Raw genomic sequence first — 26,364 nt, 5'->3', positions numbered from 1 at the left:
CGGGCTTCTCCGGGGGCGCCGGTGTGTAGGCATCTGGCGTACCTGGGGCCCGAGAGGCCCATCGGCGAGGTCGTCATCGCGCCGGAGCACGGCTTGTTCAAGCAGTCGTGGGCGCCGCGTCGGCAGGCCCACGGCACCGTCAACGCCGACGGGTTCGGCGTCGGCTGGTACGCCCCGGGCGACCCGGTGCCCGCGCGCTACCGGCGCGCCGGGCCCATCTGGGGCGACCTGTCGTTCGCCGATCTCGCCCGGGTGGTACGGGCCGGGGCGCTGATGGGCGCGGTACGGGACGCCACCGAGGCGAGCGCCGACGGCGAGGCGGGCGCCTCGCCCTTCGCCTCCGGCGCCTGGCTGTTCAGCCACAACGGGGCGATCCGGGGCTGGCCGCACACGCTCGCGGGGCTCGCCACGTCCCTGCCGCCCGCCGATCTGCTCGGTCTCGAGGCGCGCTGCGACTCGGCGCTCGTGTGGGCACTCACGCTGCACGCGCTGCGGCTGGGCCACGAGCCGTCCGAGGCGCTGGCCCGGACCACCGAGGCGGTGGCCGCCGCCGCACCCGGTTCGCGGCTCAACCTGCTGCTGATGGACGGGGAGACGATCGCCGCCACCTCCTGGGGCGACACGCTCTGGTACCTGACCGGCCCGGACCGCGATGTCGTGGTCGCCTCCGAGCCGTACGACGACGATCCGCGCTGGACCGAGGTCCCCGACCGCACGCTGCTCACCGCCACCCGCACCGATGTACTTCTCACCGCACTCAAGGAGGGTTCCGCGTGAGCCCCTTCACCGTCACCCGCACCCTGCCCGCCGACGCCACGGCCGCGGCCCTGCGCGCCGATGTCGCCGAGGGGCTGACCCGCACCCCCAAACACCTGCCGCCGAAGTGGTTCTACGACGCCCGCGGCAGCGAACTCTTCGAGGAGATCACCCGGCTGCCCGAGTACTACCCGACGCGCGCGGAGCGGGAGATCCTGATCGCGCGCGCGGCGGAGATCGCGGACGCCACCGGCGCCCGCACCCTGATCGAGCTGGGCTCCGGCTCGTCCGAGAAGACCCGCCATCTGATCGAGGCGTTGCCGGATCTGCACGCCTACGTTCCGGTGGACGTCAGCGAGAGCGCCCTGGAGCTGGCCGGGCACGCCCTGCTCGCCGACCATCCGGAGCTGACGGTGCACGCGCTGGTCGCCGACTTCCTCGGCGGGCTCTCGCTGCCCGACGACGTTCCGGGGCCGCGCCTGGTGGCGTTCCTCGGCGGCACGATCGGCAATCTGCTGCCGCCCGAACGTGCGGAGTTCCTGGCCTCGGTGAGCGCCATGCTGTCGCCGGGTGACGCGCTGCTGCTCGGGACCGACCTGGTCAAGGACGAGGCCACGCTCGTCGCCGCGTACGACGACGCGCAGGGCGTCACCGCGGAGTTCAACAAGAACGTGCTCAGGGTCCTCGACCGCGAACTGGGCGCGGAACTCGACCCCGCGGACTTCGACCATGTGGCGGTGTGGGACGCCGAGCGCGAATGGATCGAGATGCGGCTGCGGGCGCGCAAGGACCTCACCGTGAAGATCCCCGCGCTGGATCTCGCGGTGTCCTTCGCGGCCGGGGAGGAGATCCGTACCGAGGTGTCGGCGAAGTTCCGGGAGGAGAAGGTGCGGACCGAACTGGCCGCCGCGGGGCTGGAGTCGCGGCGCTGGTGGACCGACACCGCGGACCGCTTCGCACTGTCCCTGGCGGTACGGATGTGACGTATGGGGAGGGTGGGACGAGGGAACGGAGGCCGGTCACCCTGCGTCCCGCTTGAACCACCGACCGAATTTATGTGATGCACGTCACATCGCCGGAAGAGGGCCGCAGCACAGCGCGCTGTGGCCCTTTTTCGGTGTGAACTCCCTCTTGTTGTGGCCAAATCGGGCCCCTTATGTTTGGCCCGCTTTGGTAGCCCGCCTCACGGGCAGCACCTCACAGGCAGCAGGAGAAGGAGCCGTCCATGCCCTTACGGGGACGCCACCGCCGTTATAAGCCCAACCGCATCTCCCGTGCCTCGCTGAGCGTCACGGCGGGCGGCGCCGGCATCGCACTCCCCCTGGTCGCCGCCGCGGGCGCGAACGCCGCCTCCAGCGAGACCTGGGACAAGGTCGCCCAGTGCGAGTCGACCAGCAACTGGGACATCAACAGCGGGAACGGCTTCTACGGCGGACTGCAGTTCACCCAGAGCACCTGGGAGGCGTACGGCGGCACCGCCTACGCGGCGCGGGCCGACCTGGCCACCCAGGCCCAGCAGATCGCCGTCGCCGAGAAGGTGCTCGACGGCCAGGGCCCGGGGGCATGGCCGGTGTGCTCGGGGAAGGCCGGTCTGGGGCAGGACACCGCCGCGCCGCAGAGCGCCCCGAAGGTCGTCACGGCGGCGGCCAAGGAGCGCGCGCACACCGCCGAGCAGGTCCGGCAGAGCAAGCCGACGCCCACCAGCCTGCCGGGCAACGCGACCACGAAATCCGGCCCCTATGTGGTCGTGGGCGGCGACACCCTGTCCCGGATCGCCGACTCGCAGGAGGTGCGCGGCGGCTGGCACGCGCTCTACGAGAGCAACCGCGCGACGGTCGGCTCCGACCCCGATCTGATCTACCCCGGCCAGAAGCTCTCCCTGAGCGGGACCAAGGCCGCGGCGGACGCCAAGGCCACGCCCGAGGCGAAGACCAGGACCGAGGCCAGGCCCGAGGCGAAGCCCCAGGCCAAGCACAGAGCCCAGCCCAAGGCGAAGGCCAAGGCGGAGCCGAAGGCCGCACCGCGCCACACCGAGCGGCGCGCGAGCAAGCCCGCCGCGAAGCCCGCGGCCACCACCGGCTTCACCGCTCCGGTGAGCGGCGTCAGCCCGACCACCGAATACCGCGCGTCCGGGTCGAGCTGGTCCAGCGGCCATCACACCGGCGTCGACTTCCCGGTGGGGGTCGGCACGTCGGTGAAGGCCGTCGCCACGGGCCAGGTGGTCTCGGCGGGCTGGGCGGACGCGTACGGCTACGAGGTCGTCATCCGGCACCCGGACGGCAAGTACAGCCAGTACGCGCATCTGTCGCAGCTGTCGGTGCGGGCCGGGCAGGGCGTCAGCGTCGGCCAGCAGATCGGCCGTTCGGGCAACACCGGGAACACCACCGGTCCGCATCTGCACTTCGAGGTGCGCACCGGGCCCGCCTATGGCACGGACATCAACCCGCTGAGCTATCTGCGCGCCCGCGGCATCAGCATCTGAGGCGGCTTTCGAGGCGGCTCGGAAACGCTCGCTGTCGGTGGGGCGTGCCAGACTCCCGGTCCATGGCCCTGTCCCTGCCCGTGCACGATCGGCCCGCCCCGCCCGGCATCGGTGACGACGATCCGCGCCTGCGCTACCGCGGCGCGGTCTCCCTTCAGCGCGGCTCCGGCTGGACCGCGCCCTGGCGGCTGCCGCTACCATGCCGATCCCGCGCCGGAGCTGAACGGCCCCGGGGAGCGGGTCCGGCTCGACGTGGTGTGCGACGGGCGGCGGACGGCCACCGTCGGCCTGGAGACGCACGGCGGGACGCGGAGGTCCGGATCGACGGGCTGCCGGGGCACATGGCGACGGTCGAGCTGTGGCCGCCGTACTACCACCGGTTCCGGCTGCGCGGGCTGACCCTGGACGCGGGCGCCGCCGCCGAGCGCGACAGCGCGGAACAGCGGCCGCGCTGGGTCCACTTCGGCAGCTCCATCTCGCAGGGGGCGCGGGGCCGCGTCGCCGAGCCGGACCTGCGGCGGGCCGTCGCGCTGCTGCACGACCACGGCGATGCGCACCTGACTTACGTCCACGGTCCGGAGGTGTTCGGGCTCCGCTGTACCCGCCTGCTGCTGGAGCCGGAGGGTCTGGACCGGCTGCACCCCTCGGCCGAGGGCCACCCGGTCTTCGCCTCCCGGTTTCTGACGGTGCTGCGGCGCGCCCGATGCGTGCCCTGAGGGGGGCCGTGCCCGGGCGCGCCCCGGGAGCGTCAGGACGCCCCGTACACCGGCCCCGGCGGCTCGGCGTCGGCGAGCAGCTTCGCCGCGGCCTCACCGGCCTCGGCCGGGGTCCAGCGGGCGCCCTTGTCGGCGGTGGGCCCGGGCCGCCAGCCCTCCATGACGGTGATGCGCCCGGCCTCGGCCTCGAAGACCCGTCCGGTGACCCCGGCGCAGGCGGCGGAGCCGAGCCAGACGACGAGCGGCGAGACATTGCCGGGCGCCATCGCGTCGAACGCGCCGGGCTCGTCGGGGGCCGCCATGGTGTCGGCGAACGTCGCTTCCGTCATGCGGGTGCGGGCCGCCGGGGCGACGGCGTTGACCTGGATTCCGTAGCGGCCCATCTCGGCCGCGGCCACGAGGGTGAGGCCGACGATCCCGGCCTTGGCGGCCGCGTAGTTGCCCTGTCCGACGCTGCCGAGCAGTCCGGCCCCGGAGCTGGTGTTGACCACCCGCGCGGTGGGCGTCCGGCCCGCTTTCGCCTCGGCGCGCCAGTGTGCGGCGGCGTACCGGAGGGGCAGGAAATGCCCCTTGAGATGGACGCGGATCACCGCGTCCCAGTCGTCCTCGCCGAGGTTGACGAGCATGCGGTCGCGCAGGAATCCGGCGTTGTTGACGAGGGTGTCGAGCCGGCCGTAGGCGTCGAGGGCGGCGGCGACCAGGGAGGCCGCGCCGTCGGCGGTGGCGATGTCGCCGCCGTGGGCGACGGCCCGGCCGCCACGGGCGCGTATCTCCTCGACCACCTCCTGGGCGGGCCCGGAGGACTCCCCCGCGCCGTCCGGACCCACGCCGAGGTCGTTGACGACGACGCGCGCGCCCTCGGCGGCGAAGGCGAGCGCGTGCGCCCGGCCGAGACCGCGCCCGGCGCCGGTGACGACGGCGACGCGTCCGGTGCAGATGCCTGTCATCCTGCTTCTCCTCCTGAGGGGGGTACGTCCGCCCGCGGCCGCGCCGCCGCCAGGAACGCGGGGCGCTCTCCGCCGCCGTGGACGGCCAGGCTCGCGCCGGTGATGTACGCGGCCAGGCCCGAGGCGAGGAAGACGCACGCGTCGCCCGCCTCCGCCGGGGTGGCGAGGCGGCCCAGCGGCACCGTGCGGGACACGGCGGCCACGCCCGGCGCGTCGCCGTAGTGCAGATGCGCGAGTTCGGTGTGGACCATGCCGAGGACCAGGGTGTTGACCCGGATCGCGGGGGCCCATTCGACGGCGAGGGTGCGGGCGAGGCTGTCCAGGCCCGCCTTGGCGGCTCCGTAGGCGGCCGTACCCGGCGAGGGGCGGGTACCGCTGACGCTGCCGATCATCACCATCGATCCCCCGCCCTCCTGATCGCGCATCACCTCGTAGGCACCGAGGGCGACCGTCATCGGCGCGATCAGGTTCAGTTCGACGACCCGCGCGGCGCGGCGCGGGCCGGACTCGGCGAGCAGCCCGTACGGACTGCCCCCGGCGTTGTTGACCAGGAGGTCCAGGCGGCCGTGGGCGTCGCGCACCCGGGCGAAGAAGTCCGCGACGGCGGCCGCGTCCCGTACGTCCAGCGGCCGGAAGCGGGCCGTGCGCCCGGCGGCCGCGACCGGGTGGTCCGGTGGGCGCCGGGCGCAGACCACGACCTCGGCACCGGCCGCGAGCAGGGCCCGGGCGATGCCCGCGCCGACACCGCGGGTGCCGCCGGTGACGACGGCGACGCGTCCGGACAGGTCGATGGAGACGGCCATTGCCCCTTTCACCCTCCCGCTGTGCGCCGGGCGCTGCTACCTTCACGCCTAACAAACGTTTGGTGGAAAGGTAGCGGATCTGCTCATGGGTGTCTCCACCTCCGCCCCCGAAGCGGGCGTCGCCGTCGTCACCGTGGACTTCCCACCGGTCAACGCCCTTCCCGTGCACGGCTGGTACGAACTGGCCGACGCGCTGCGCACCGCGGGCGCCGACCCTGGGGTGCGCTGTGTGGTCCTGGCCGCCGAGGGCCGGGGGTTCAACGCGGGGGTGGACATCAAGGAGATGCAGCGCGCCGAGGGGCATCAGGCGCTCATCGGCGCCAACCACGGCTGCCACGCGGCGTTCGCGGCCGTCTACGACTGCCCGGTCCCGGTCGTCGCCGCCGTGCACGGCTTCTGCCTGGGCGGCGGGATCGGCCTGGCGGGCAACGCGGACGCGATCGTGGCGGCCGAGGACGCGACGTTCGGACTGCCCGAGCTGGACCGGGGAGCGCTGGGCGCGGCTACCCATCTGGCCCGGCTCGTCCCCCAGCATCTGATGCGCGCGCTGTACTTCACCTCGCGTACCGCGACCGCCGCGGAGCTGCACCGGCACGGCTCGGTGTGGCGGGTGGTGCCGCGCGCCGCGCTGCGGGACGCCGCCCTGGAGCTGGCCCGGGAAATCGCCGCCAAGGACGGTGCGCTGCTGCGCCTCGCCAAGGCGGCCATCAACGGCATCGACCCGGTCGACGTCCACCGCAGCTACCGCTTCGAGCAGGGCTTCACCTTCGAGGCGAATCTCGCGGGGCTCTCCGACAAGCACCGGGACGCGTTCGTCTCGGGCGGGTCCGCGGTCCCGGGCGCGTCCGTGGTCCCGGGCACGTCCGGAGCCGGGGTTCCCGGAGGGGGTGAGCGGCGATGAGCGACAAACGGATGAGCGCGGAGGAGGCCGTCGGCCGGATCGAGAGCGGCATGACAGTCGGCATCGGCGGCTGGGGCTCCCGGCGCAAGCCGATGGCACTGGTGCGCGCGCTGCTGCGTTCGGACGTCCGCGATCTGACCGTGGTCGCGTACGGCGGGCCGGATGTCGGGCTGCTGGCCGCCGCCGGGAAGGTCCGCAAGCTGGTCACGGCCTTCGCCACGCTCGACTCGATCCCGCTGGAGCCGCACTTCCGGGCGGCCCGGGAGCGCGCGGACTTCGAGCTGGTGGAGCTGGACGAGGCGATGTTCCTGTGGGGGCTGACCGCGGCCGTGCACCGGCTTCCCTTCCTGCCGATACGGGCGGGGCTCGGGTCGGACGTGATGACGGTCAATCCGGATCTGCGGACGGTGGTCTCGCCCTACGAGGACGGCGAGGAGCTGGTGGCGGTGCCCGCCCTGCGGCTGGACGTCGCGCTCGTCCACCTCAACCGGGCGGACGCGCAGGGCAACGGCCAGTACCTGGGCCCCGATCCGTACTTCGACGACCTGTTCTGCGAGGCGGCGGAGCAGGCGTATCTCTCCTGCGAACGCGTCGTCGCCGCTCCGGAGTTCCTGGAAGCGGCCGGTCCGCAGTCGCTGCTGGTGGGGCGTCATGCGGTGACCGGCGTGATCGAGACCCCGCACGGCGCGCACTTCACCTCCTGCGCCCCCGACTACGGACGGGACGAGGCGTTCCAGAGGGCGTACGCGCGGGCCGCCGCCGACCCGGCGGACTGGCGGGAGTTCACCCGGCGGTTCCTGGCGGGGGACGAGGACACGTACCAGGCCGCGGTCGCGGCGTACGCGAAGGAGGGCATGGAGCGATGAAGGAGGGCATGGAGCGATGACCGTCACCCGGGCCGAGTACTGCGTGCTGGCCTGTGCCGAGGCCTGGCGGGGCGACGGGGAGGTGCTGGCCGCCCCGATGGGCGTCATACCGCGGATCGGCGCCCGGCTGGCGAGGCTCACCTTCGCGCCCGATCTGCTGCTCACCGACGGCGAGGCGCTGCTCGTCGGCGCCGATGACGAGACCGTGGAGGGCTGGCTGCCGTACCGCCGCCACCTCGGGCTGGTCATGGGCGGCAAACGCCATGTGATGATGGGCGCGAGCCAGCTCGACGCCCACGGCAACCAGAACATCTCCTGCGTAGGCGACTGGAAGCGGCCCCGGCGGCAGCTGCTGGGAGTGCGCGGAGCGCCCGTCAACACCGTCAACAACCCGACGAGTTACTGGGTGCCCCGGCACTCCCCGCGGGTCTTCGTCGAGCGCGTCGACATGGTGTGCGGCGTCGGCTACGACCGGGCCTTAGCCGCCGGTCCCTCCGCGGCCCGCTTCCACCGCATCCCCCGCGTGGTGACCGACCTCGCGGTGCTCGACTTCGAGACGCCCGGCCGCACCATGCGGGTGCGCTCCCTGCACCCGGGCGTGTCCGCCGAGCGGGTCCGGGAGGCGACCGGCTTCCCGCTCGCCGTCCCCGACGGCACTCCCGCCACCCGGGAGCCGACCGCCGAGGAGCTGCGGCTGATCCGGGAGGTCGTCGATCCGGCGGGACTGCGCGAGCGCGAGGTACGGCCCTGATGGCCACAGGGCCGATGGATGACGCGCCGATGGACACCGCGCTGACCCGGCTCGTCGGCGTCCGGCATCCGATCGTCCAGACGGGCATGGGCTGGGTGGCGGGCCCCCGGCTGGTCTCGGCGGCCGCCGACGCCGGGGCGCTGGGCATCCTCGCCTCCGCGACCATGTCCCCGGAGCGGCTGCGGTCGGCGGTGCGGGAGGTCGCGTCCCGTACCGGGGCACCCTTCGGCGTCAATCTGCGGGCCGACGCCGGGGACGCCGGGGAGCGGGTGCGGATCATCATCGAGGAGGGCGTACGGGTGGCGTCCTTCGCGCTGGCGCCGAAGCGTGAGCTGATCTCCCGGCTGAAGGACGCGGGCGTGGTGGTCATCCCGTCCGTGGGCGCCCGGCGGCACGCCGAGAAGGTGGCGGGCTGGGGCGCGGACGCGGTGGTGGTGCAGGGCGGCGAGGGCGGCGGCCACACCGGCGGCGTGGCGACCACCGTGCTGCTTCCCCAGGTCGTGGACGCGGTGGACATCCCGGTGGTGGCCGCGGGCGGCTTCCACGACGGGCGCGGCCTGGTGGCGGCGCTCGCGTACGGGGCGGCCGGGATCGCCATGGGCACCCGCTTCCTGCTGACCTCCGACAGCACCGTCCCGGCCGCGGTGAAGGCCCGCTATCTGGCGGCGGCGGCCCCGGACATCACGGTCACCACCGCGGTGGACGGGCTCCCCCACCGGATGCTCCGCAGCGACCTGGTAGCCGCCCTCGAACGCTCCGGGCGCGCCGCCGCCCTCGTACGCGCCGTGCGCCACGCCGCGGCCTTCCGGCGGCTGTCCGGGCTGAGCTGGGCCCGCATGGTGCGCGACGGCCGGGCGATGCGGCGCGGCACGGGGCTGTCCTGGAGCCAGGTGCTGCTGGCCGCCAACACTCCGATGCTGCTGAAGGCGGCGATGGTGGACGGCCGCACCGACACCGGCGTGATGGCCTCCGGGCAGGTGGCGGGGGTGATCGACGATCTGCCGTCGTGCGCGGAGCTGGTGGAGCGGATCATGACCGAGGCCGCCGCGGCCCTGGACCGGATGCCGGGCGGCCGTACAGTGGGGTGAAAGCGGCCAGACCAGGACATGGGTACTGGAGGAGGTCATGGCCGACCCGAAGGGCTTTCTCACCACACCACGCCGCCTTCCGCCGCGCCGCCCGGTGGACGAGCGGGTGCGCGACTGGGACGAGGTGTACGTTCCCGGCGGACTGCTGCCGATCGTCAGCGCGCAGGCGGACCGCTGCATGGACTGCGGAGTCCCGTTCTGCCATGACGGCTGCCCGCTGGGGAACCTCATCCCGGACTGGAACGATCTGGTCTCCCGGGACGACTGGCGGCGGGCGAGCGAGCGGCTGCACGCGACGAACAACTTTCCGGAGTTCACCGGACGGCTGTGCCCCGCGCCCTGCGAGGCCGCGTGTGTGCTGGCGATCAACCAGCCCGCGGTGACCATCAAGAACGTCGAGGTCGCCATCGCCGACCGGGCGTGGGAGAGCGGCTACGCGGTCCCGAAGCCGCCGGAGCGGCTGTCGGGCCGGACGGTGGCCGTGATCGGCTCGGGCCCCGCCGGGCTGGCCGCCGCCCAGCAGCTCACCCGCGCCGGGCACACGGTGGCGGTGTACGAACGGGACGACCGGGTGGGCGGGCTGCTGCGGTACGGCATCCCCTCGTTCAAGATGGAGAAGCACCATCTGGACCGGCGGCTGCGGCAGATGCGCGCGGAGGGCACCAAGTTCCGTACCGGCGTGGGCGTGGGCACCGATGTGGACGCCGCCGAGCTGAGGGCGCGCTATGACGCGCTGGTGATAGCGGTGGGCGCGCGGGCCTGGCGCGAACTGCCGGTGCCGGGCCGGGAGCTGGCCGGAATCCACCAGGCGATGGAGTACCTGCCGCTGGCCAACCGGGTCCAGGAGGGCGACTACGACCGGCCGCCGATCACCGCCGAGGGCAAGCACGTGGTCATCGTCGGCGGCGGGGACACCGGCGCGGACTGCCTGGGCACGGTGCTGCGGCAGGGCGCCGCCTCCGTGACCCAGCTGGACATCCACCCCCGGCCCGGCGACGAGCGGACGGAGGGCGAGCCCTGGCCCATCTACCCCAAGGTCTACCGGATGTCCGCGGCGCACGAGGAGGCGCGGGAGCTGGCGGCCTCCCCGGAGGCGGACGTGGACGCCCGGGTGTTCTCGGCCACGACCGTCCGCTTCGAGGGCGACACGCCGGGCCCGGGGCGGCCGCAGGGCAGGGTCCGTGCGCTCCACCTCGTCGGCGCCGTTCCGGAAGTGCCGCCGGGACGGGCGGAGGCGCCCGGGGACGAACGGCGCGGCGAGCGGGTGCTGCGGGCCGATCTGGTGCTGCTCGCGCTCGGCTTCAGCGGTCCGGAGCGGGACGGCGGACTCTTCGCACAGCTCGGTCTGGAGCTGGACGCACGCGGCAATCTCGCCCGCGACGCCGGTTTCGGAACCGGCCGGGAGGGGGTCTTCGTGGCGGGTGACGCGGGCCGCGGGCAGTCGCTGATCGTATGGGCGATCGCCGAGGGCCGCTCGGCGGCGGCCGCGGTGGACCGCTATCTGACCGGCGGCACCGCCCTCCCCGACCCGGTCGGACCGGCGGACCGGCCCATGACGGCGTGAGCCCGGGCGCGGGCGGGGGGTTGAGTGATCGTCCGGGCCCCGGTGAGTACTGTGCCGTGCATGAACTCCCCTTCACCGCTCCTCCCCCTCGCCGACGGTGTGCACCTGTGGACCCCCACGCCCAGCGCCGGTTGGGGCCTCGCCAACTGTGGGCTGATCGTGTCCCCCGATGGCGCCGCCGCCTGGATCGACTCCCCCTACGACCGGCACATGGCCCAGGACTTCCTGGACCGCAGCCGGACGCTGCTGCCCGAGGGCGGACGGATCGGGCGAGTGATCGTCACCCATGCGAACGGTGACCATCTGTGGGGCGCGGAGGTCGTGCGCGGCGCCGACATCGTGGCCACCCGTGAGGCGCTCGGCCACATCGAGTACGAACCGGACCCGCAGGAACTGCACGCCATGGTGCGCGGCAGCGACCCGGCGACGCCGCTCGGCTGGTATCTCCAGAGCCACTTCGGACGGTTCGACTGGGACGGCACGGAGGTCGTCGAGCCCACGACGACCTTCACCGGCGAGCTGGACCTGCGGATCGGGCAGGTGCCGGTGCAGCTGACCGCGCTGCCCGCCGCGCACACCACCGGCGACCTCATCGCGTATCTGCCGCGGCAGAAGGTGGCGTTCACCGGCGATGTCATCTTCGCCTCCAGCCCCAAGGACCCCGGCGACCACGCGGTGCACTGGGCGGGCCCGCTGGACAGTGTGATCGCCGCGTGCGAGCGGGTGCTGGACACCGGGGCGCAGACCATCGTCCCCGGCCACGGCCCGGTGCTGGACCGGGACGGCGTCCGCGGCCACATCGGCTATCTGGAGCACATCCGGGACCGGGCACAGCAGTTGCACACGGCCGGGGTCCCCGCCCTGGAGGCGGCCCGCAAGATCATCGCCGAGAACGCCTTCCCGCGGCCGGGGCTGCCCGAGCGCATGGTGATCACGGTGGGCACCGAGTACCGCCACCTGAACGGCGGGGAGGACCGGCCGGAGATCGCCGCCATGATCGCCGATGTCGCCCAGGTGGCCTGGGACCTGCGACAGGGCTGACCGGGCGGGCGGTCACCGCGCCACGCTCCCCGAGCTGCTGACCACGGCGGCCGCCATCGTCAGCTGAGCCCCGGCGGCAGATCCTGCTCCGCCCAGATGATCTTTCCTTCGCTGGTGTAGCGGGTGCCCCAGCGCTGGACCATCTGGGCGACCAGGAACAGGCCCCGGCCGCCCTCGTCGGTGATGGCGGCGCGGCGCAGATGCGGGGAGGTGCTGCTGCCGTCGGCGACCTCGCAGATCAGCGTGCGGTTGCGCAGCAGCCGCAGCCGGATCGGACCGTCGGCGTGCCGGATGGCATTGCCGAGAAGTTCGCTGACGACCAGTTCGGTGGTGAAGACCGCCTCGTCCATGTTCCAGTCGGCCAGTGTGCGGGCGACGGCGGCCCGCATCCCGGCGACCACGGCGGGGTCCGAGGGCAGGTCCCAGGTGGCGACGTGCCGCTCGTCCAGGGCGCTGGTGCGGGCGACGAGCAGGACCACGTCGTCGGTGGGGTGCGGCGGCAGCAGGGCACGCATCACGGCATCGCAGGTGCGCCCCGGGTCGGGGTCGGCGGGGGCGAGGGACTGGCGCAGCAGGTCGAGTCCGGTGTCGATGTCCCGTTCGCGGTCCTGGACGAGTCCGTTGGTGTAGAGGACCAGTCGGCTGCCCGCGGGCAGCGGGATTCCGGACGCCTCGAAGAGCCGTCCGCCGAGGCCCAGCGGCGGCCCGGCGGGCAGGTCCGGGATGGTCACGGCGCCGCCCGGGTCGACGACGGCGGGCGGCGGATGACCGGCCCGCGCCAGGGTGCAGTGCTGTGCGACGGGGTCGTAGACGGCGTACAGACAGCTGGCCCCGACCGCGCCGATGCCGCCGTTCCTGGCGGCCTCCTCCTGGTCGAGCTGGGCCACCACGTCGTCGAGCCGGGCGAGCAGTTCATCGGGCGGCAGGTCGACGACGGAGAAGTTGTGGACCGCGGTGCGCAGGCGTCCCATGGTGGCGGCGGCGTGCAGTCCGTGGCCGACGACGTCGCCGACGACGAGGGCGACCCGGGCGCCGGACAGCGGGATGATGTCGAACCAGTCGCCGCCCACTCCGGCGGTGGCGGGCAGATAGCGGTAGGCGGCTTCGACGGCCTGCTGTTCGGGGCGGCCGCGGGGCAGCAGGCTCTGCTGCAGGGCCAGCGCGGTGGCGTGTTCGCGTGCGTACCGCCGGGCGTTGTCGATGGCGACGGCCGCCTGGCCGACGAGTTCTTCGGCCAGGGACTGGTCCTCGTCCTCGAAGGGGGCGGCGCCCTCCAGGCGCCGGAACTCGACCTGTCCCAGCAGCACCCCGCGGGCGCTGAGCGGGACGGCCAGCAGGGTGTGCCCGGAGGGCGGGCGGGGCCGCTCCTCCCGTACGGCGCTGACCGCGACGCGGCGCATACGGGACCGCGCGTCGACCGGCTCCTCACCGCGCAGCACGGACTCCAGCAGGTCGACGGTGGCGAAGTCGGCGAAGCGCGGGACCGCGGCGTCGGCCAGTTCCTCGGCGGTGCGCGTCATGTCGAGGGTGGTGCCCACGCCGACGCTCGCGTCGTAGAGGAGTTCCAGGCGGGCCCAGGCCGCGTCGGCCTTGTCGGTCAGCGCCTGGAGTTCGGTGGTGTCACGCAGGGTGGCGACGCTGCCCCACAGCTGTCCCCGGCCCGAGGTGGGGCGCTGGTTGACGACCAGCAGCCGGTCCCCGACCTGGATGACCTCGTCGGTGACGGTCCGGCCGGAGGCGAGCAGTCCGGCGGTCTCCGGTGCGAGACCGGCCTCGGTGATCCGCCCGCCGCGCATCTCGGGCTCCAGTCCGAGCAGCCGCCGGGCCTCGTCGTTGGCGAGCACCATCCGGCCCTCGCCGTCGAGCATGAGCACGCCTTCCCGGACGGCGCGCAGCACGGCGTCGTGGTGTTCGTACATTCTGGTGATCTCGGCGGGGTCCAGCCGGTGGGTCTGGCGCCGCAGCCGTCTGCCGACAAGCGCCGCGCCGCCGGCGCCGAGGACGAGGGCGAGCACCGTGGAGCCGAAGAGCACCGGCAGTTGACGGCCTACCGAGGAGGCGACGCTGGGAAGGGTGACGCCGACGTTGACGATGCCGATGATCTTGCCCCCGGCACCGGTGACGGGGACCGCCGCGCGGATCGAGGGGGCGGAGAGCGCGACGGCGGGGGTCGTGTCGGTGAAGGGCCGGCCGGCCGTGGCCGGAGAGAGGGGGATGGCGGCGCGGGTGCCGATGAGCTTCGGGTCGGGGTCGGCGTAGCGGATGCCCCGGGGGCTGGTCACCACGATGTAGGCGACCCCGGAATCGCGCCGGAGTCTCGTCGCGTAGGGCTGGAGGACCGTGGAGGGATCGCGGGACTCCAGCGCCTGCCGGACGCCGGGGGCGGACGCGAAGGTCTGCGCGAGGCTGAGGGCGCGCCCCCGGGCCTGGCTCTCGTGGCCGCTGCGGGCCTGAAGGACCAGGGTGGCTCCTGTGGCGAGCACCAGCAGCGTCACGATCATCAGCATCAGGGCGCACACCTGCCCGGCGACGCTGCGCAAGCCCAGGGCAGAACGCACCTTCACAGGGTTTTTATCTCACATATGGGCATCCGTCACATCTGGTGGTGGCGGCTCGGAGTGACCGGGCGACCTGCGCCGACCGGCCCGCCTTCCGCCATTGGAGGGATGCTGGCCGACGATCCCTCACCAAAGGGGCACTATAGGCCTGAAGCCGGTCATATCCGGCTGTTCACCCTCAGCAAGGAGCCCTCATGCGCATCCGGACGGCCCTGTCCACGCTCGCCCTCACCGCCGCGTCCCTCGCCGTCGGCACCGTCGGCGCCGCCGCGGCCGACGGTCCCGATCTCACCGTCAACAACACCAGCAACATGGCCTTCCCCGGCGTATGCGCGAGCAACCAGTTCTCCTTCGTCACCGTCCCGGTCAATCTCCTGGGAGCGTCGGACTCCAGCTCGTGCCAGACCTGATGACGGCCGCCGCTACAGGTTGACCATGTGTCCCGCGAGGCCGTGCACGGCCTCCTTCACCGCCTCGCCGAGGGTGGGGTGGGCGTGGATGTTGCGGGCCACCTCGTGCACGGTCAGGTCCCACGCTTGCGCGAGGGTGAGTTCCGGCAGCAGTTCGGTGACTTCGGGGCCGATGAGGTGGCCGCCGAGCAGCTCGCCGTGGCGGCCGTCGCTGATGAGCTTCACGAAGCCGCCGGGGTCGCCCAGCCCGTGGGCCTTGCCGTTGGCGGTGAACGGGAAGGTGGCCACCTTGACGTCGAAGCCGCGTTCGCGCGCCTGGGCCTCGGTCCAGCCGAAGCTGGCGATCTGCGGCTGACAGAACGTCGCCCGCGGGATCATCACGTAGTCGAGTTCCATGGTCTCCGCGCCGCCGATGGTCTCCGCAGCGACGATGCCCATCGCCTCGGCGGCGTGGGCGAGCATCAGCTTGGCGGTCACGTCGCCGACCGCGAAGATGTGCGGCACGCTGGTGCGGCACCGGCCGTCGACATCGATGGCGCCCCGGTCGGTCAGCCCGACCCCGGCGCGCTCCAGCCCGTACCCCCGCACCCGCGGCCGGAACCCGGTCGCCTGGAGCACCCGCCCGGCCCGCAGGGTCTGGCGCTGGCCGCCCGTAGTGACCATGACCTTGACGGCGGGGCCCGTGTCGTTGATCGCCTCGACCCGGGTGGAGGTGAGGATGTTGATGCCGAGCTTGCGGTAGCGGCGGGCCAGCTCGGCGGAGACGTCCTCGTCCTCGAGGGGGACGATCCGGTCCAGGAACTCCACGAGCGTCACCTGCACCCCGTAGCTGTGCAGGATGTACGCGAACTCGACGCCGATGGCGCCCGCGCCCGCGATCAGGACGCTGCCCGGCAGGTCCGGCGCGAGGATCTGCTCCTCGTAGGTGCCCACCCGCTCGCTGAGCGAGGTGCCGGGCAGCAGATTGGCGGTGGCCCCGGTCGCGATGACGCAGTGGTCGAACGAGACGGCCTCCACCCGGCCGTCGGTGAGCGCGATCCGCAGCGTGTGGGGGTCGGTGAAGGTGCCCCGGCCGTCGTACTGCGTGATCTTGTTCTTCTTCATCAGGTAGTGGATGCCTTTGACCCGGCCGTCCGCCACCTTCCGGCTGCGTTCGTACGCCACCCGGTAGTCGAGGCTCAGCTCGCCGTTCACCCGGATGCCGAAGGTCTGCGCCTCGTGGGTGAGCAGATGGGCCAGCTCGGCGTTGCGCAGCAGGGCCTTGGACGGGATGCATCCGACGTTCAGGCAGACGCCGCCCCAGAACCGCTCCTCGACGACGGCCGTGCGCAGGCCCAGCTGCGCGGCGCGGATCGCCGCCACATAGCCGCCCGACCCCGCCCCCAGGACCACGACGTCAAAATGTGCGCTCATGCGTCGCACCTTAGACATTAGAGTCGGGGTATGGCTTCAGACGAGGGGTCCGTTCGGGTCGACAGCTGGATCTGGTCCGTGCGGCTGACCAAGACACGTTCGCTCGCCGCCTCGGCCTGCCGGGCCGGGCACGTCCGCGTCAACGGGGACCGGGTCAAGCCCGCCCAGGCGGTGCGGGCGGGTGACGAGGTGCGGCTGCGCCACGCGGGCCGGGACCGGGTCGTGGTGGTGTCGCGGATCGTGCGCAAGCGGGTCGGGGCGGCCGTGGCGGTCGAGTGCTACGTGGACAACAGCCCGCCCCCGCCGACGAAAGAGCAGGCCGTGGCCATCGGGCTGCGCGACCGTGGCACGGGCCGCCCGACCAAGCGCGACCGGCGCGACATGGAGCGGCTGCGCGGGCTGTGACACCGGGGGCGCGGGCCTGGCCCACCCCGGTGTGCCGGTCACGCTGATCACTCGACGCCGATCCGTACCGGGCCGCCGTGGGCGTCGGCCCGGGCGATCCAGTCGGCGGACAGATGGAGCGGGCGGCCCGGGGCCACGGTGCGTGGGACGCGCTGCCGGTGCAGGGTGCGGCCGTCCTGGCGGACCGTGAGCACCGGCCGGATAAGAAACGCGGCGGTGCGCAGGGTGAAGCGGCGATGCGGCGGGGGCGGGCCGTCCGGGGCGATCCGGCCCGGCGCCACCCAGCGCAGGGGTGCGTCGGTCCGGACCGGGAGCGGGGCCGTCGGCCATGGCTCACCGGCCAGATGGCGCAGCACCGGACCGGTGGCGAACCGGCCGTCCAGCGCGGCGGTGGCGGCCGTCTCGACGGGGTGCAGCAGATTGCCCACCGCGAAGACCCCGGGCTCGCGGGTACGGAATCCGGCGTCGGTCTCCGGCCCCCGGGTGCCGGGGTCGAGGGGGATTCCGGCGCTGCGGGCCAGTTCGTGGTCGGGAATCCAGTCGCCGGTGAACACCACGGTGTCACAGCCGATGGTCGCCGTCCGGCCGTCCCGGTGCCCCACGCTGACGCCCGTCAGCCGGTCCCGGCCGGTCAGCCCGGTCACAGTGGTGTCGGTGAGCAGAGGCACGCCGTGGCGCAGCCGGGCGCCGAGGTGGCGCACCGGGTGGGTCTGGTGGCGCGGCAGGCCGGTGACCATGGCGGCGACCTCGACCCCGGCGGCGTGGAGGGTGTCCACCGCGGAGTAGCCGACGCGTTCGGCGCCTACGACGACCGCACGGCGGCCGATGCTCTGGTGGTGCACATGGACGGCTTGCTGGAGCTGCCCGGTGGTGTAGACGCCCGCGGGCCGGGTGCCGGGCACCAGCCGTGCGCTGCGCGGGCGTTCGCGGGCGCCGGTGGCGAGGACCACGGCCCTGGCGGTGACGCGCTCCAGCCCGGTCGGCGCGGTGAGGTCCACGGTGCGCGGCCCGGCCCATCCGGTGGCGGTGACGCCGGTGCGCAGGCTGACCCCGGCGCGCAGCGCGGCGGCGATGTGGCGGCGGGCGTACTCCGGGCCGCTGAGCATCCGGCGCAGATCGCGCACTCCGAATCCGGTGTGGTGGCAGTGGCGGGGGATGCCGCCCGCGTGCTGCTCACGGTCGATGACCTGCACGGTGTCCACTCCGGCCTCGGCCAGCCGGGTGGCGGCGGCGAGTCCGGCGGGTCCGGCGCCGATGACCAGGACGTCCACGGTCCGATGAGTGCGATGAGTACGGTCGATGGGGCCGGTGGGGCCGGTGGTGGTCATCGGCGGGCCTCGGTCGGTGCGGCGGCGGGGTGGGCGCGGGCCTCGTCGAACTGGGCGCGTACGGCGGCGCCGCAGTAGAAGCCCTGGCAGCGGCCGCCCAGCGCACGGGTGCGGCGCCGCAGTCCGTCGAGCGACCCCGGGGGCACGGTGGCCCGCAGCGCGTCGCGGATCTCGCCGCGGGTGACGCGCTCGCAGTGGCAGACGACGGTGCCGTAGGCGGGGTCGGCGGCGATGAGGTCGGCGCGCTGGTAGGGGCGCGGAAACGCCTCGCCGATGTTCGGCATCCGGGGCGCTTCGAGTTGCCGGGCGGGGCCCGGGTCGAGTCCGCAGTCGGTGAGCAGGTCCCGGACGTGTGCGGCGATGGCCATGGAGGCGGTCAGCCCGGTGGAGCGGATGCCGCCCACGGCCACGTAGGCCTGTTCGGGGTGGGCACGGATCTGGAAGTCGGCGTGTTCGGTGGCGGCGCGCAGCCCCGCGTAGACCGCGGTGACCTCCTCGTCCAGCAGCTCCGGCATGATGCGGCCGCCCTTGTCGCGGAGCAGGGACAGCCCGGCGGCCGAGGAGCCGGTGGCGTGCTTGTCGTCGAGGTCCTCGGCGGTGGGGCCGAGCATGACGTTGCCGTAGACGGTGGGCGCGACCAGCACGCCCTTGCCGAGTGCCGTGGGCACCGGCAGCAGGATGCTGCCGACCAGGCCGCGGGCGAACTTGTCGAAGACGATGAGCTGGCCGCGCCGCGGGGTGACGCTGAACTCGGTGTGGCCGAGCCGCCGGTCGATCTCGTCCGAGTGCAGTCCGGCGGCGTTGACCAGGTAGCGGGCGCGCAACGGGCCGCGGCTGGTGGCGATTTCGTGGTGGTCGTATTCCGTGGTGGCTCCGGCGGCGGTAATGGCTCCTGCGGTGCAGTTGAGGTGCAGGTCGACGCCACCGCGCACCGCCTGGGTGGCGTAGGCGAGGGTGGTCGTCCAGGGGCAGATGATGCTCTCGCCGGGGACTTCGAGGGCGCCGAGGGCGCCGGGTCCCAGATGTGGTTCGCGCGCGTACACCTCGTCCGCGCCCAGGATTCGGGTGTCGTGGCAGTCGTTGCGTGCAGCCTTCTCGGCGAGGGCGGGCAGCGCGGCGAGCTGTTCGGAGTCCCAGGCGACGAGCAGGGCACCGAGCGGTTCCACCGGGATGCCCGCCTCGGCGGCGAAGGTGTTCAGCCGCCGGTAGCCCTCGCGGACGAGCCGGGCCTCCAGGGTGCCGGGCGTGGCGTCGAAACCGGTGTGCAGGATCGCGGTGTTGGCCTTGGAGGTGCCGTCGCCGACGTCGTCGGAGGCCTCCACAAGGGCGATGCGCGGCCGGTGGGCGGCGAGTTCGCGGGCGATGGCGGTGCCGACCACCCCGGCGCCGATGATGGCCACGTCGTAGACCTCGCCGGGAAGGTCACCCGTGGTCGTTACGGTCATGCTGGGTTCCTTGGCTCCTGGTGCGGTTGCTCGGTGGCGGTTGCTCAGTGGCGGGTCGGCGGCGGTTGCTCGGTGGCGGATCAGCTGCTCAGTGGCGGATCAGCGTGGCCACGGCCGACCGGAAACCGGCCCGGCGCTCGGCGGCCTCGTCCGCGCTGATCCGCGGTGTGTAGACGGCGGCCGGTTTCCACTCCGGGACGGCCTGTGCGACCGGCAGGCCGGGGTCGATTCCCAGCCGGGCGACGGCGCCCACGCCGAGGGCGGTGACATCGGGCAGGGCGGACACCTCGACGGGCAGTTGCAGCAGGTCGGCCTGGGTCTGCAGGAGCAGCGCGGAGCGGGTGAGGCCCCCGTCGGCCCGGAGGGTGGTGAGCGGTCCGCCCAGGTCGGCGGCGGCCGCGTCGGCTATCTCGGCCACCTGCGCGGCGATGCCCTCGCACAGGGCGCGCACCAAGTGGCCGGGGGTGGTGTCGAGGCCGAGGCCGGTCACCGAGCCCCGGAGGTCGCCGCGCCACCAAGGGGCGGCGAGTCCGGCGAGCGCCGGTACGAACGTCACTCCCCCGCTGTCCGGCACGGAGCCGCCCACCGGGTCGAGGTCCTGGGCCCCGCCGATCACACCCAGGCCGGTGAGCCAGCGCACGGCAGAGGCGGCGGTGTACACCTGCCCGTCGAGGCAGTAGCTGGTGTTCCCGCCGAGCCGCCAGGCCACGCAGCTCACCAGGCCGCTGGTGGAGCGGCGGGGCCGGGGTCCGGTCTGGGCGAGCAGGAACGCGCCGGTGCCGTAGGTGCATTTGGCGGTGCCGGGCTCGGTGACGCTCTGGGCCAGCAGGGCGGCCTGCTGGTCGACGAGGAGTCCGGTGAGCGGGATCTCGCCGCCGAAGGCGGTGGTGGTTCCGGCCATGGTGTCCGCGTCGACGACCCTGGGCAGCTGCTCGGCCGTCAGACCGTAGAGGTCCAGCGCCTCCGGGGACCATACGACGCGGTCGAGGTCGAGCAGCCCGGTGCGCCCGGCGGTGGCCGCGTCGGTGACGAACGCGCCCGTGAGCTGGTGGATCAGCCAGACGTCGCTGGTGGTGACGACGCCCTCGCGGGTCCGGTGGCGGCGCAGCCAGGCCATCTTGGGCGCGGCGAAGTACGGGTCGAGGGGCAGCCCGGTGAGATGGCGCAGGGTGTCCGCGTGTTCCGCGAGGTCCGCGCACACCGTCTCCGCGCGCCGGTCCTGCCACACCAGGGCGTCGGTCAGCGGGGCGCCGGTCGCGGGGTCCCACACGAGCACCGTCTCGCCCTGGTTGGCGAGTCCGACCGCCACGACCGGCTCACCGGCCCGCGCGAGGGCCTGGCGTCCGGCGTCGACGACCGATTCGAGCAGGGCGGCGGGGTCGACCTCGACCAGCCCGCCGGGGAGGTGGCGCGGGTGTACGGCCACCTCGGCGGAGCCGAGCACACCGCGCTCCGGACAGAGGACCAGCGCCTTGGTGCCCGAGGTGCCTTGGTCGACGGCGAGCACAGCTCCGGTCGCGGGGCCGGGCGATGTGCGGTGGGGACGCTCTGCAGGCGGCATGTCCGGTTCTTCGGTGGGGGGTCGTTCTTCGGTGGGGGGTCGTTCTTCGGCGGGGTTGTCCGGTGAGGTTGTCTGGTGGCGAGCGGCAAGATAGATCTTGGCTGAAAGCGTGGTGCAGCGACGAGGCCGCGTCAAGACCGCATACCCGGGGCCCGCTTACCGGACACGGCCTGCGGTCATGGGCCGGATGCGGACCCTGGCCCACTTGAGTCATGACGGTATGGCTATAAGATCCCGGACATCCACTCGTCAGGCCCTGGACTCCGTCGCGCCCGGTCCACCACGCTCCGTCCGAAAGTCATCCGATGCCCGAGGAAGTGTTCCGCCCCGTCTACCATCCGGCGGGCTACGACAGCGGACTGCGCGTCGCGCTGCAGGGTGTGCGCACGGGCCGTTGGATATCCATGCGCGACCTGCTGGCCGAGACACCGACCTGGGCCCAGTGGACCCAGCGCACCCAGGTACTGGCCGCGGTGGCGGCCGGGTCCAATGTGGTGGAGGCGTGGCGGGCCGAGGAACCCCGGTGTGCCGCCGCGCTGGTGATGCACACCCGGGTGGTGGTGGAGCGGGCCGTGCGCGCCCACCGTGAGGGGCACCAGCGCACCCGCGAGCTGTGGCGGGAGGCGTGGGAGTCCTGCCAGCTGGCCGCGCACAACTCCCCCGCGGACCCGGTCCCCTGGGTGTGTCTGCTGGCGCTCGCCCAGCTCGACAAGGAGCAGCGGCTGCCGGAACACCGGGCGGACCCGCCGGGGCCGCTGCTGTTCCCCGGCCCGTGGGAGCTGCTGGCGGAGGCCGACCGGCGCGATCCGTACAACCGCGAGACGTACCACCGGATGCTGCAGTTCGTGTACGCGCGGCGGGCGGGCGGTTCGCTGGCCGAGGCGGTCAACTTCGTGCAGTGGGTGGTCTCGGGGGCGCCCGAGGGCTCCCCGCTGCATGTGCTGCCGCTGTACGTCCATGTCGAGCGGTACCGCGAGGAACGGGGCTACGAGAAGGCCTTGGACCTGCACTGGGCCACCGAGGACGCGGCGCGGGACGCCGACAGGGCGCTGCGCCTCTGGTTCGACCACGCGGACCGGGAAACCAGCTCGCTGCTGGACCTCAACCATCTGGCGCACGCCCTGTGGGGTGCGCTGCAATTCCCCGAAGCGGCCCGGGTCTTCGAGGCGCTGGGACCGTATTTCACCCCGCTCCCCTGGGCTTATCGCACGTCCGACGCGAATGACCGCGCACGGGCCGAGGACATGTTCCTGCGCGCCCGGGTCCGCTGTATCGCGGGCGCCCGCGGAAACAGACCCGGCTCCAACAGCTGAACCGTTCCTTCATCCCCGTTTCCTCCCTATCTCTTTCCCGTCTCTTTGCCCACCTCTGCTGACCGTCCCCGAATTCCCTTCCGGAGGTACGTTCATGTCCACACCCTGGTCGCGTTCCGTTTCCACACCACCACAGGACGAAGAACAGAGACTGCGCGAGCTGGGATACCAACCGGTGCTGGCCCGCCGCATGGGAAGCTTCGGAAATTTCGCCATCAGCTTCTCGGTCATCTCCATTCTGTCCGGCTGCATGACCCTGTACGGGTTCGGACTGGACACCGGCGGCCCCGCGGTCATGATGTGGGGCTGGGCCGGTGTGGGTGTGTTCGTGCTGTGCGTGGGTCTGGCGCTGGCGGAGGTCACCAGCGCGTATCCGACCTCCGGCGCCCTCTACTACATGGCCGACCGGCTCGGGGGCCGCGCCTGGGGCTGGTACACCGGCTGGCTCAATCTGCTGGGGCTGCTGGGCGCGATCGCCGGTATCGACTACGGCGCGGCCCAGTTCACCGGGGCGCTGCTCAATTTGCAGTGGGGGTTCGATCCCACTCCGCAATCGACCATGATTGTTTTCGTCTGCATCCTGTTGCTGCACGCCACCCTGAACCTGTTCGGAGTGCGTCTGGTCAGCGTGCTGAACTCGGTCAGTGTGTGGTGGCACTTGGGGGGTGTCGCGATCATCGTCGGGGCGCTGGCGATTATTCCGTCCCACCATCAGTCGCCGGAATTCGTGTTCACCGAATTCGTCAACAACACCGGCTGGTCGAATCCCCTCTATGTGACCGCCATCGGCCTGCTGCTCGCCCAGTACACGTTTTCCGGGTATGACGCCTCGGCGCATCTGTCCGAGGAGACGTCCAACGCCTCCGTATCCGCCGCCCGTGGCATCGTGCGCGCCATCTGGGTGTCCTGGGTTGCCGGGTTCGTGCTGCTGGCGGGGCTGACGTTCGCCATTCAGGACTACGCGGGCACGCAAGCGAGCGCCACCGGGGTGCCGCCCGCGCAGATCCTCATCGACGCGCTCGGCACCGGCGGCGCCACGGCCATGCTGCTCATCGTCATCGCCGCGCAGCTGTTCTGCGGGAACGCCGAGGTGGCGGCTGCCAGCCGGATGGTGTTCGCGTTCAGCCGGGACGGCGCGCTGCCGGGCTCTCGGCTGTGGCAGCGGGTCAGCCCCCGCACCCAGACCCCGGTGCTCGCGGTGTGGCTGTCGGTCGCGGTGGCGGGCCTGCTGGCGCTGCCGTCCCTGTACTCGGAGACCGCGTACGGCGCGGTGACGGCCATCAACGTCATCGGCATCACCCCCGCCTACGCGATCCCGGTCTACCTGCGGCTGCGGGCCGGGGACCGGTTCGAGAAGGGGCCATGGCATCTGGGCCGCTGGAGCAAGCCGATCGGCTGGGTGGCGGTGGTGTGGGTGGCGCTGGTGACGGTGCTGTTCTGCCTGCCGCAGTCCAGCCCGGTGACGGTCGACTCGATGAACTACGCGTCGATCGCGCTGGCCGCGGTGCTGATCCTGGCCACCGTCTGGTGGTTCGTCGCCCGCCGTTCGTACAACACTCCCTCCGCCTATGGCTCCGCCCGTGAGGAGGCCGAGATCGCCGAGGGCATCGTCTGAGCCGGGTCCGATCCGGGGGCTGGTCGAGACGGCGGGGCCGGGGTGCGCAGATACGTTTCTGCGCACCCCGGCCCCGCCGCCGTCGTACGCGGTCACTAATCCCCGCGCAGCAGCGACGCGACCGGGGGCCGCTCACGCTTCGCGCCGTACGCGAGGAAGTACGCCGGGGCCCGCTTGAGCCAGGGTGCCCGGGTCAGCACCTCCGCCAGCCGCAGCGGCTTCTTGCCGTCGCCGAACGGTGACCGCCCCGCGAGCAGCGGCGCGATGACCCGGGCGTGGGCGATCCGCTGGAGGCCCTGGGTGCCCGCGGCGGTGGGCCAGCGGCGGCGCTGGACGGCACGGACGTCGTGCAGGCCCACCGTGCCGTCGCGCAGCGGCCCGGCCAGATGCCGGGCGGCGGCGACGGCGTCCTCGACGGCGAGGTTGATGCCGATGCCGAAGACGGGCGACATGGCGTGCGCCGCGTCGCCGATGCACAGCAGTCCGGGCCGGTGCCAGCGGCGCAGCCGGTCCAGCCGTACGTCCAGCAGCTTCACCTCGTCCCAGGAGCGCAGCTCCGGCTCGCGGTCGCCCATCCACGGGGTGGCGTCCGCGAACGCGGCCAGAAAACGGTCCAGACCGGCGGCGCGGCGGGCGGCATCGGCGCCCTTGGGGATCAGCGCGGCGCACTGCCAGTAGTCGCCGCGGTCGATCATGGCGGTCAGGAAGCGGTCGCCGACGTTGCCCACCAGCCCCCTCGGATCGCCCTCGTGCCGCGGCAGCCGGAACCACCAGGCGTCCATCGGACAGGCGAATTCCCGCAGCCCCAGCTCCGGCAGCTGGCGGGCCAGCGAGCCGCGGCCGTCGCAGGCGACCGTGAGGGTGGCCCGCAGCTCACCGCTGTCGCCGTCGGCGGTGCGGTAGCGCACCCCGGTGATCCGGCCGCGCTCCTGGACGAAGGAGGTGACCTCGGTGTTCATCCGCAACCGGAACGACGGCTCCTTCCCGGCCTCGTCCGCCAGCAGGTTCAGCAGATCCCACTGCGGCACCATCGCCACGTAGTTGTACGGGCCCGGCAGCGCGCTCAGATCGCCGACGGTGAACAGCTCGCCGTCCGCGCCGATCGGCAGCTGGACGGAGTGGACATGACGCTGCGGCAGCGCGGCGAACCGCTCGGCCAGGCCCAGGTCCTCCAGCAGTGCCAGGGTGCTGGGATGCACGGTGTCGCCGCGGAAGTCGCGCAGGAAGTCCCCGTGTTTCTCCAGCACGGTGACGTCCACGCCCGCCCGGGACAGCAGCAGCCCGAGGACCATCCCGGCGGGACCGCCGCCCACCACGCAACATGTGGTCCGCTCCATCGATGTGCTCCCTTCGGGGTGCTTTGCGGGGCCGTTCCGTATCGATTCCCTTCCCGTGCCCGGTGCGGGGCGCGGCAGTCGGGTGATTGTCACGGCTCCGATCGCCGGATGGCGATCGGCTTGAGTCTTCCCGGACTTCCGTCCGTATCCCCCGCTGAATGGCGTGGGGCACAAGGAGGTCTGTATGACAGCCGAAACCGATCCCGACCGGGCGGGCGGGCGTCACGTGATCGAGCCGACCGCGATCTTCCGTCCGGGACCGGAGTCCGGCGAGGACGCGGACGAGCCGGTGGAGGAATGGATGGAGGACCTGGATCTGTTCCGGCCGCCGGGCGAAAGGGGGGAAACGCTCCCCCCGGAGGCGCTCCGGTTCGCCGAAGACGAGACCCAGGAGATCAATGGCCGGATCTCGGCGTCCGACTCCTGGGCCTCGGTGGACCCGCCGCCCGAGCCCGCTGCCGCGTCTGCCGCGTCTGCCGCGTCTGCCGCGCCGGCGGATGGCGCGCCGTCCGCGACGGTACGGCGCCATCCCCGGACCGCCGTGCTGATCGTCGCGGGGGTCGGGCTGGGCATCGCCCTCACGCTCGTCCTGCTCCTCCCCGGCGGCGCGGCCATCAGCATCGCCTCACCGGGCGGCGGCCCCACGGCGTCGGACGCCGGGCGGGCGCCGACCGCGTCCGCCGCCCCCACCACGGCGGTCCCGGCGCCGCCGGGGAACCAGGCCGGTGTGCTGAGCCAGGGGGACAGCGGTCCGCAGGTCTCCGAGCTCCAGACGCGGCTGCTGAAGATCCCCGACGTCTATCGGGACGGACGGGTCAACGGCCAGTACGACCAGACCCTCACCGAGGCCGTGGCCCGCTTCCAGCTGTGGTACGGGATTCGCGGCGACGAGGACGGGGTGTACGGCGACGACACGCGGCGCGACCTGGAGTCCCGCACCGGCACGGTCACCTGACGGGCGCTTCGGCGGGCTAGGGTCTGTCGTTTGGATCAGGCCGGATCAGGGAGCGGGGTCAGGGGGCACCTCCCAGCGGTAGCTGGGGGAGCGTGTAGCTGCAAGGCGG

General features: G+C 73.1%; 24 protein-coding genes. 16 read left to right on the top strand and 8 right to left on the bottom strand.

Features of this window, described 5'->3' with window-relative positions; translation table 11 throughout:
• Positions 1-21: 21 nt before the first annotated feature.
• From egtC to ABZ370_RS13830, 5 genes are all read left to right on the top strand, one after another.
• On the top strand, positions 22-777 hold the full coding sequence (gene egtC / locus ABZ370_RS13850; RefSeq protein ID WP_358619929.1) for an ergothioneine biosynthesis protein EgtC: 756 nt from the start codon (positions 22-24) through the stop codon (positions 775-777).
• Positions 774-1,739 carry an L-histidine N(alpha)-methyltransferase gene (gene egtD, locus ABZ370_RS13845; RefSeq protein ID WP_358619928.1) on the top strand — a complete coding sequence of 322 codons (966 nt, stop codon included), beginning with the start codon at positions 774-776 and terminating at the stop codon, positions 1,737-1,739. Before egtC ends, egtD begins: the two co-directional genes overlap by 4 nt.
• 242 nt (positions 1,740-1,981) lie before the next feature.
• Positions 1,982-3,238 carry a transglycosylase family protein gene (locus ABZ370_RS13840; protein ID WP_358619927.1) on the top strand — a complete coding sequence of 419 codons (1,257 nt, stop codon included), beginning with the start codon at positions 1,982-1,984 and terminating at the stop codon, positions 3,236-3,238.
• A gap of 111 nt (positions 3,239-3,349) precedes the next feature.
• A complete protein-coding gene (locus ABZ370_RS13835; protein WP_358619926.1) occupies positions 3,350-3,637 on the top strand; it encodes a hypothetical protein in 288 nt (95 codons plus the stop codon).
• Entirely contained in the window at positions 3,580-3,954 is a 375-nt protein-coding gene (locus ABZ370_RS13830) for a hypothetical protein (RefSeq protein ID WP_358619924.1), read from the top strand. Before ABZ370_RS13835 ends, ABZ370_RS13830 begins: the two co-directional genes overlap by 58 nt.
• 32 nt (positions 3,955-3,986) lie before the next feature.
• Here ABZ370_RS13830 and ABZ370_RS13825 read toward each other — a convergent pair whose 3' ends face one another.
• Positions 3,987-4,901, bottom strand: coding sequence for an SDR family oxidoreductase (locus ABZ370_RS13825; RefSeq protein WP_358619922.1), 915 nt, complete (start codon positions 4,899-4,901; stop codon positions 3,987-3,989).
• On the bottom strand, positions 4,898-5,704 hold the full coding sequence (locus tag ABZ370_RS13820) for an SDR family oxidoreductase (RefSeq protein WP_358619921.1): 807 nt from the start codon (positions 5,702-5,704) through the stop codon (positions 4,898-4,900). Before ABZ370_RS13820 ends, ABZ370_RS13825 begins: the two co-directional genes overlap by 4 nt.
• 85 nt (positions 5,705-5,789) lie before the next feature.
• Here ABZ370_RS13820 and ABZ370_RS13815 point away from each other — a divergent pair, with 85 nt between their 5' ends.
• The 6 genes from ABZ370_RS13815 to ABZ370_RS13790 are packed head-to-tail and all read left to right on the top strand — an operon-like array spanning position 5,790 to position 11,915.
• Entirely contained in the window at positions 5,790-6,605 is an 816-nt protein-coding gene (locus ABZ370_RS13815; RefSeq protein WP_358619920.1) for an enoyl-CoA hydratase family protein, read from the top strand.
• Complete coding sequence (locus tag ABZ370_RS13810) at positions 6,602-7,471, top strand: CoA-transferase (RefSeq protein WP_358619918.1); 870 nt, start codon at positions 6,602-6,604, stop codon at positions 7,469-7,471. The genes ABZ370_RS13815 and ABZ370_RS13810 overlap by 4 nt, the downstream gene beginning before the upstream one ends.
• A 16-nt stretch (positions 7,472-7,487) precedes the next feature.
• Positions 7,488-8,222 (top strand): CoA-transferase, encoded by a 735-nt coding sequence (locus tag ABZ370_RS13805; protein ID WP_358619916.1) that lies wholly within the window; start codon positions 7,488-7,490, stop codon positions 8,220-8,222.
• A gap of 29 nt (positions 8,223-8,251) precedes the next feature.
• Positions 8,252-9,310 (top strand): nitronate monooxygenase, encoded by a 1,059-nt coding sequence (locus ABZ370_RS13800; RefSeq protein WP_358620386.1) that lies wholly within the window; start codon positions 8,252-8,254, stop codon positions 9,308-9,310.
• A 37-nt stretch (positions 9,311-9,347) separates the two neighbouring features.
• Positions 9,348-10,874, top strand: a complete 1,527-nt coding sequence (locus tag ABZ370_RS13795) for a glutamate synthase subunit beta (RefSeq protein ID WP_358619915.1) — start codon at positions 9,348-9,350, stop codon at positions 10,872-10,874.
• A gap of 60 nt (positions 10,875-10,934) precedes the next feature.
• Entirely contained in the window at positions 10,935-11,915 is a 981-nt protein-coding gene (locus ABZ370_RS13790; RefSeq protein WP_358619914.1) for an MBL fold metallo-hydrolase, read from the top strand.
• Positions 11,916-11,974: 59 nt separating this feature from the next.
• Here the strand turns inward: ABZ370_RS13790 and ABZ370_RS13785 are convergent, their stop codons facing one another.
• Positions 11,975-14,473, bottom strand: a complete 2,499-nt coding sequence (locus tag ABZ370_RS13785) for a SpoIIE family protein phosphatase (protein ID WP_358619912.1) — start codon at positions 14,471-14,473, stop codon at positions 11,975-11,977.
• Positions 14,474-14,667: 194 nt separating this feature from the next.
• On the opposite strand from ABZ370_RS13785, the gene ABZ370_RS13780 reads away from it, so the two are divergent.
• Positions 14,668-14,883 (top strand): hypothetical protein, encoded by a 216-nt coding sequence (locus tag ABZ370_RS13780; protein WP_358619911.1) that lies wholly within the window; start codon positions 14,668-14,670, stop codon positions 14,881-14,883.
• Positions 14,884-14,895: 12 nt separating this feature from the next.
• Here the strand turns inward: ABZ370_RS13780 and lpdA are convergent, their stop codons facing one another.
• The gene (lpdA, locus tag ABZ370_RS13775) at positions 14,896-16,296 is read right to left on the bottom strand and encodes a dihydrolipoyl dehydrogenase (protein ID WP_358619909.1); all 1,401 of its coding nucleotides are present in this window, start codon (positions 16,294-16,296) and stop codon (positions 14,896-14,898) included.
• 30 nt (positions 16,297-16,326) lie between these two features.
• Between lpdA and ABZ370_RS13770 the strand changes: the two genes are divergently transcribed.
• The gene (locus tag ABZ370_RS13770) at positions 16,327-16,701 is read left to right on the top strand and encodes a S4 domain-containing protein (RefSeq protein WP_358619907.1); all 375 of its coding nucleotides are present in this window, start codon (positions 16,327-16,329) and stop codon (positions 16,699-16,701) included.
• Between the two features lie 47 nt (positions 16,702-16,748).
• Here the strand turns inward: ABZ370_RS13770 and ABZ370_RS13765 are convergent, their stop codons facing one another.
• The 3 genes from ABZ370_RS13765 to ABZ370_RS13755 form a co-directional block, all read right to left on the bottom strand.
• Positions 16,749-18,029 (bottom strand): FAD-dependent oxidoreductase, encoded by a 1,281-nt coding sequence (locus tag ABZ370_RS13765; protein WP_358619905.1) that lies wholly within the window; start codon positions 18,027-18,029, stop codon positions 16,749-16,751.
• Positions 18,026-19,474, bottom strand: a complete 1,449-nt coding sequence (locus ABZ370_RS13760; protein ID WP_358619903.1) for an NAD(P)/FAD-dependent oxidoreductase — start codon at positions 19,472-19,474, stop codon at positions 18,026-18,028. The genes ABZ370_RS13765 and ABZ370_RS13760 overlap by 4 nt, the downstream gene beginning before the upstream one ends.
• Positions 19,475-19,562: 88 nt before the next feature.
• Positions 19,563-21,035, bottom strand: coding sequence for an FGGY family carbohydrate kinase (locus tag ABZ370_RS13755; RefSeq protein WP_358619901.1), 1,473 nt, complete (start codon positions 21,033-21,035; stop codon positions 19,563-19,565).
• Between the two features lie 305 nt (positions 21,036-21,340).
• Here ABZ370_RS13755 and ABZ370_RS13750 point away from each other — a divergent pair, with 305 nt between their 5' ends.
• Together ABZ370_RS13750 and ABZ370_RS13745 are read left to right on the top strand one after the other, a co-directional pair.
• Positions 21,341-22,348, top strand: coding sequence for a hypothetical protein (locus ABZ370_RS13750; protein WP_358619899.1), 1,008 nt, complete (start codon positions 21,341-21,343; stop codon positions 22,346-22,348).
• Between the two features lie 94 nt (positions 22,349-22,442).
• Positions 22,443-23,963, top strand: coding sequence for an amino acid permease (locus ABZ370_RS13745; protein WP_358619897.1), 1,521 nt, complete (start codon positions 22,443-22,445; stop codon positions 23,961-23,963).
• Positions 23,964-24,058: 95 nt separating this feature from the next.
• Here the strand turns inward: ABZ370_RS13745 and ABZ370_RS13740 are convergent, their stop codons facing one another.
• Positions 24,059-25,300 (bottom strand): FAD-dependent oxidoreductase, encoded by a 1,242-nt coding sequence (locus ABZ370_RS13740; protein ID WP_358619895.1) that lies wholly within the window; start codon positions 25,298-25,300, stop codon positions 24,059-24,061.
• A gap of 184 nt (positions 25,301-25,484) precedes the next feature.
• Here ABZ370_RS13740 and ABZ370_RS13735 point away from each other — a divergent pair, with 184 nt between their 5' ends.
• Positions 25,485-26,255, top strand: coding sequence for a peptidoglycan-binding domain-containing protein (locus tag ABZ370_RS13735; RefSeq protein WP_358619893.1), 771 nt, complete (start codon positions 25,485-25,487; stop codon positions 26,253-26,255).
• Positions 26,256-26,364 lie beyond the last annotated feature (109 nt).

The organism is Streptomyces sp. NPDC005962, from assembly GCF_040629205.1.
Classification (GTDB): Bacteria; Actinomycetota; Actinomycetes; order Streptomycetales; family Streptomycetaceae; genus Streptomyces.
The sequence above is the reverse complement of the archived record's forward strand: the minus strand, read 5'-3'. Positions and strand labels throughout refer to the sequence as shown.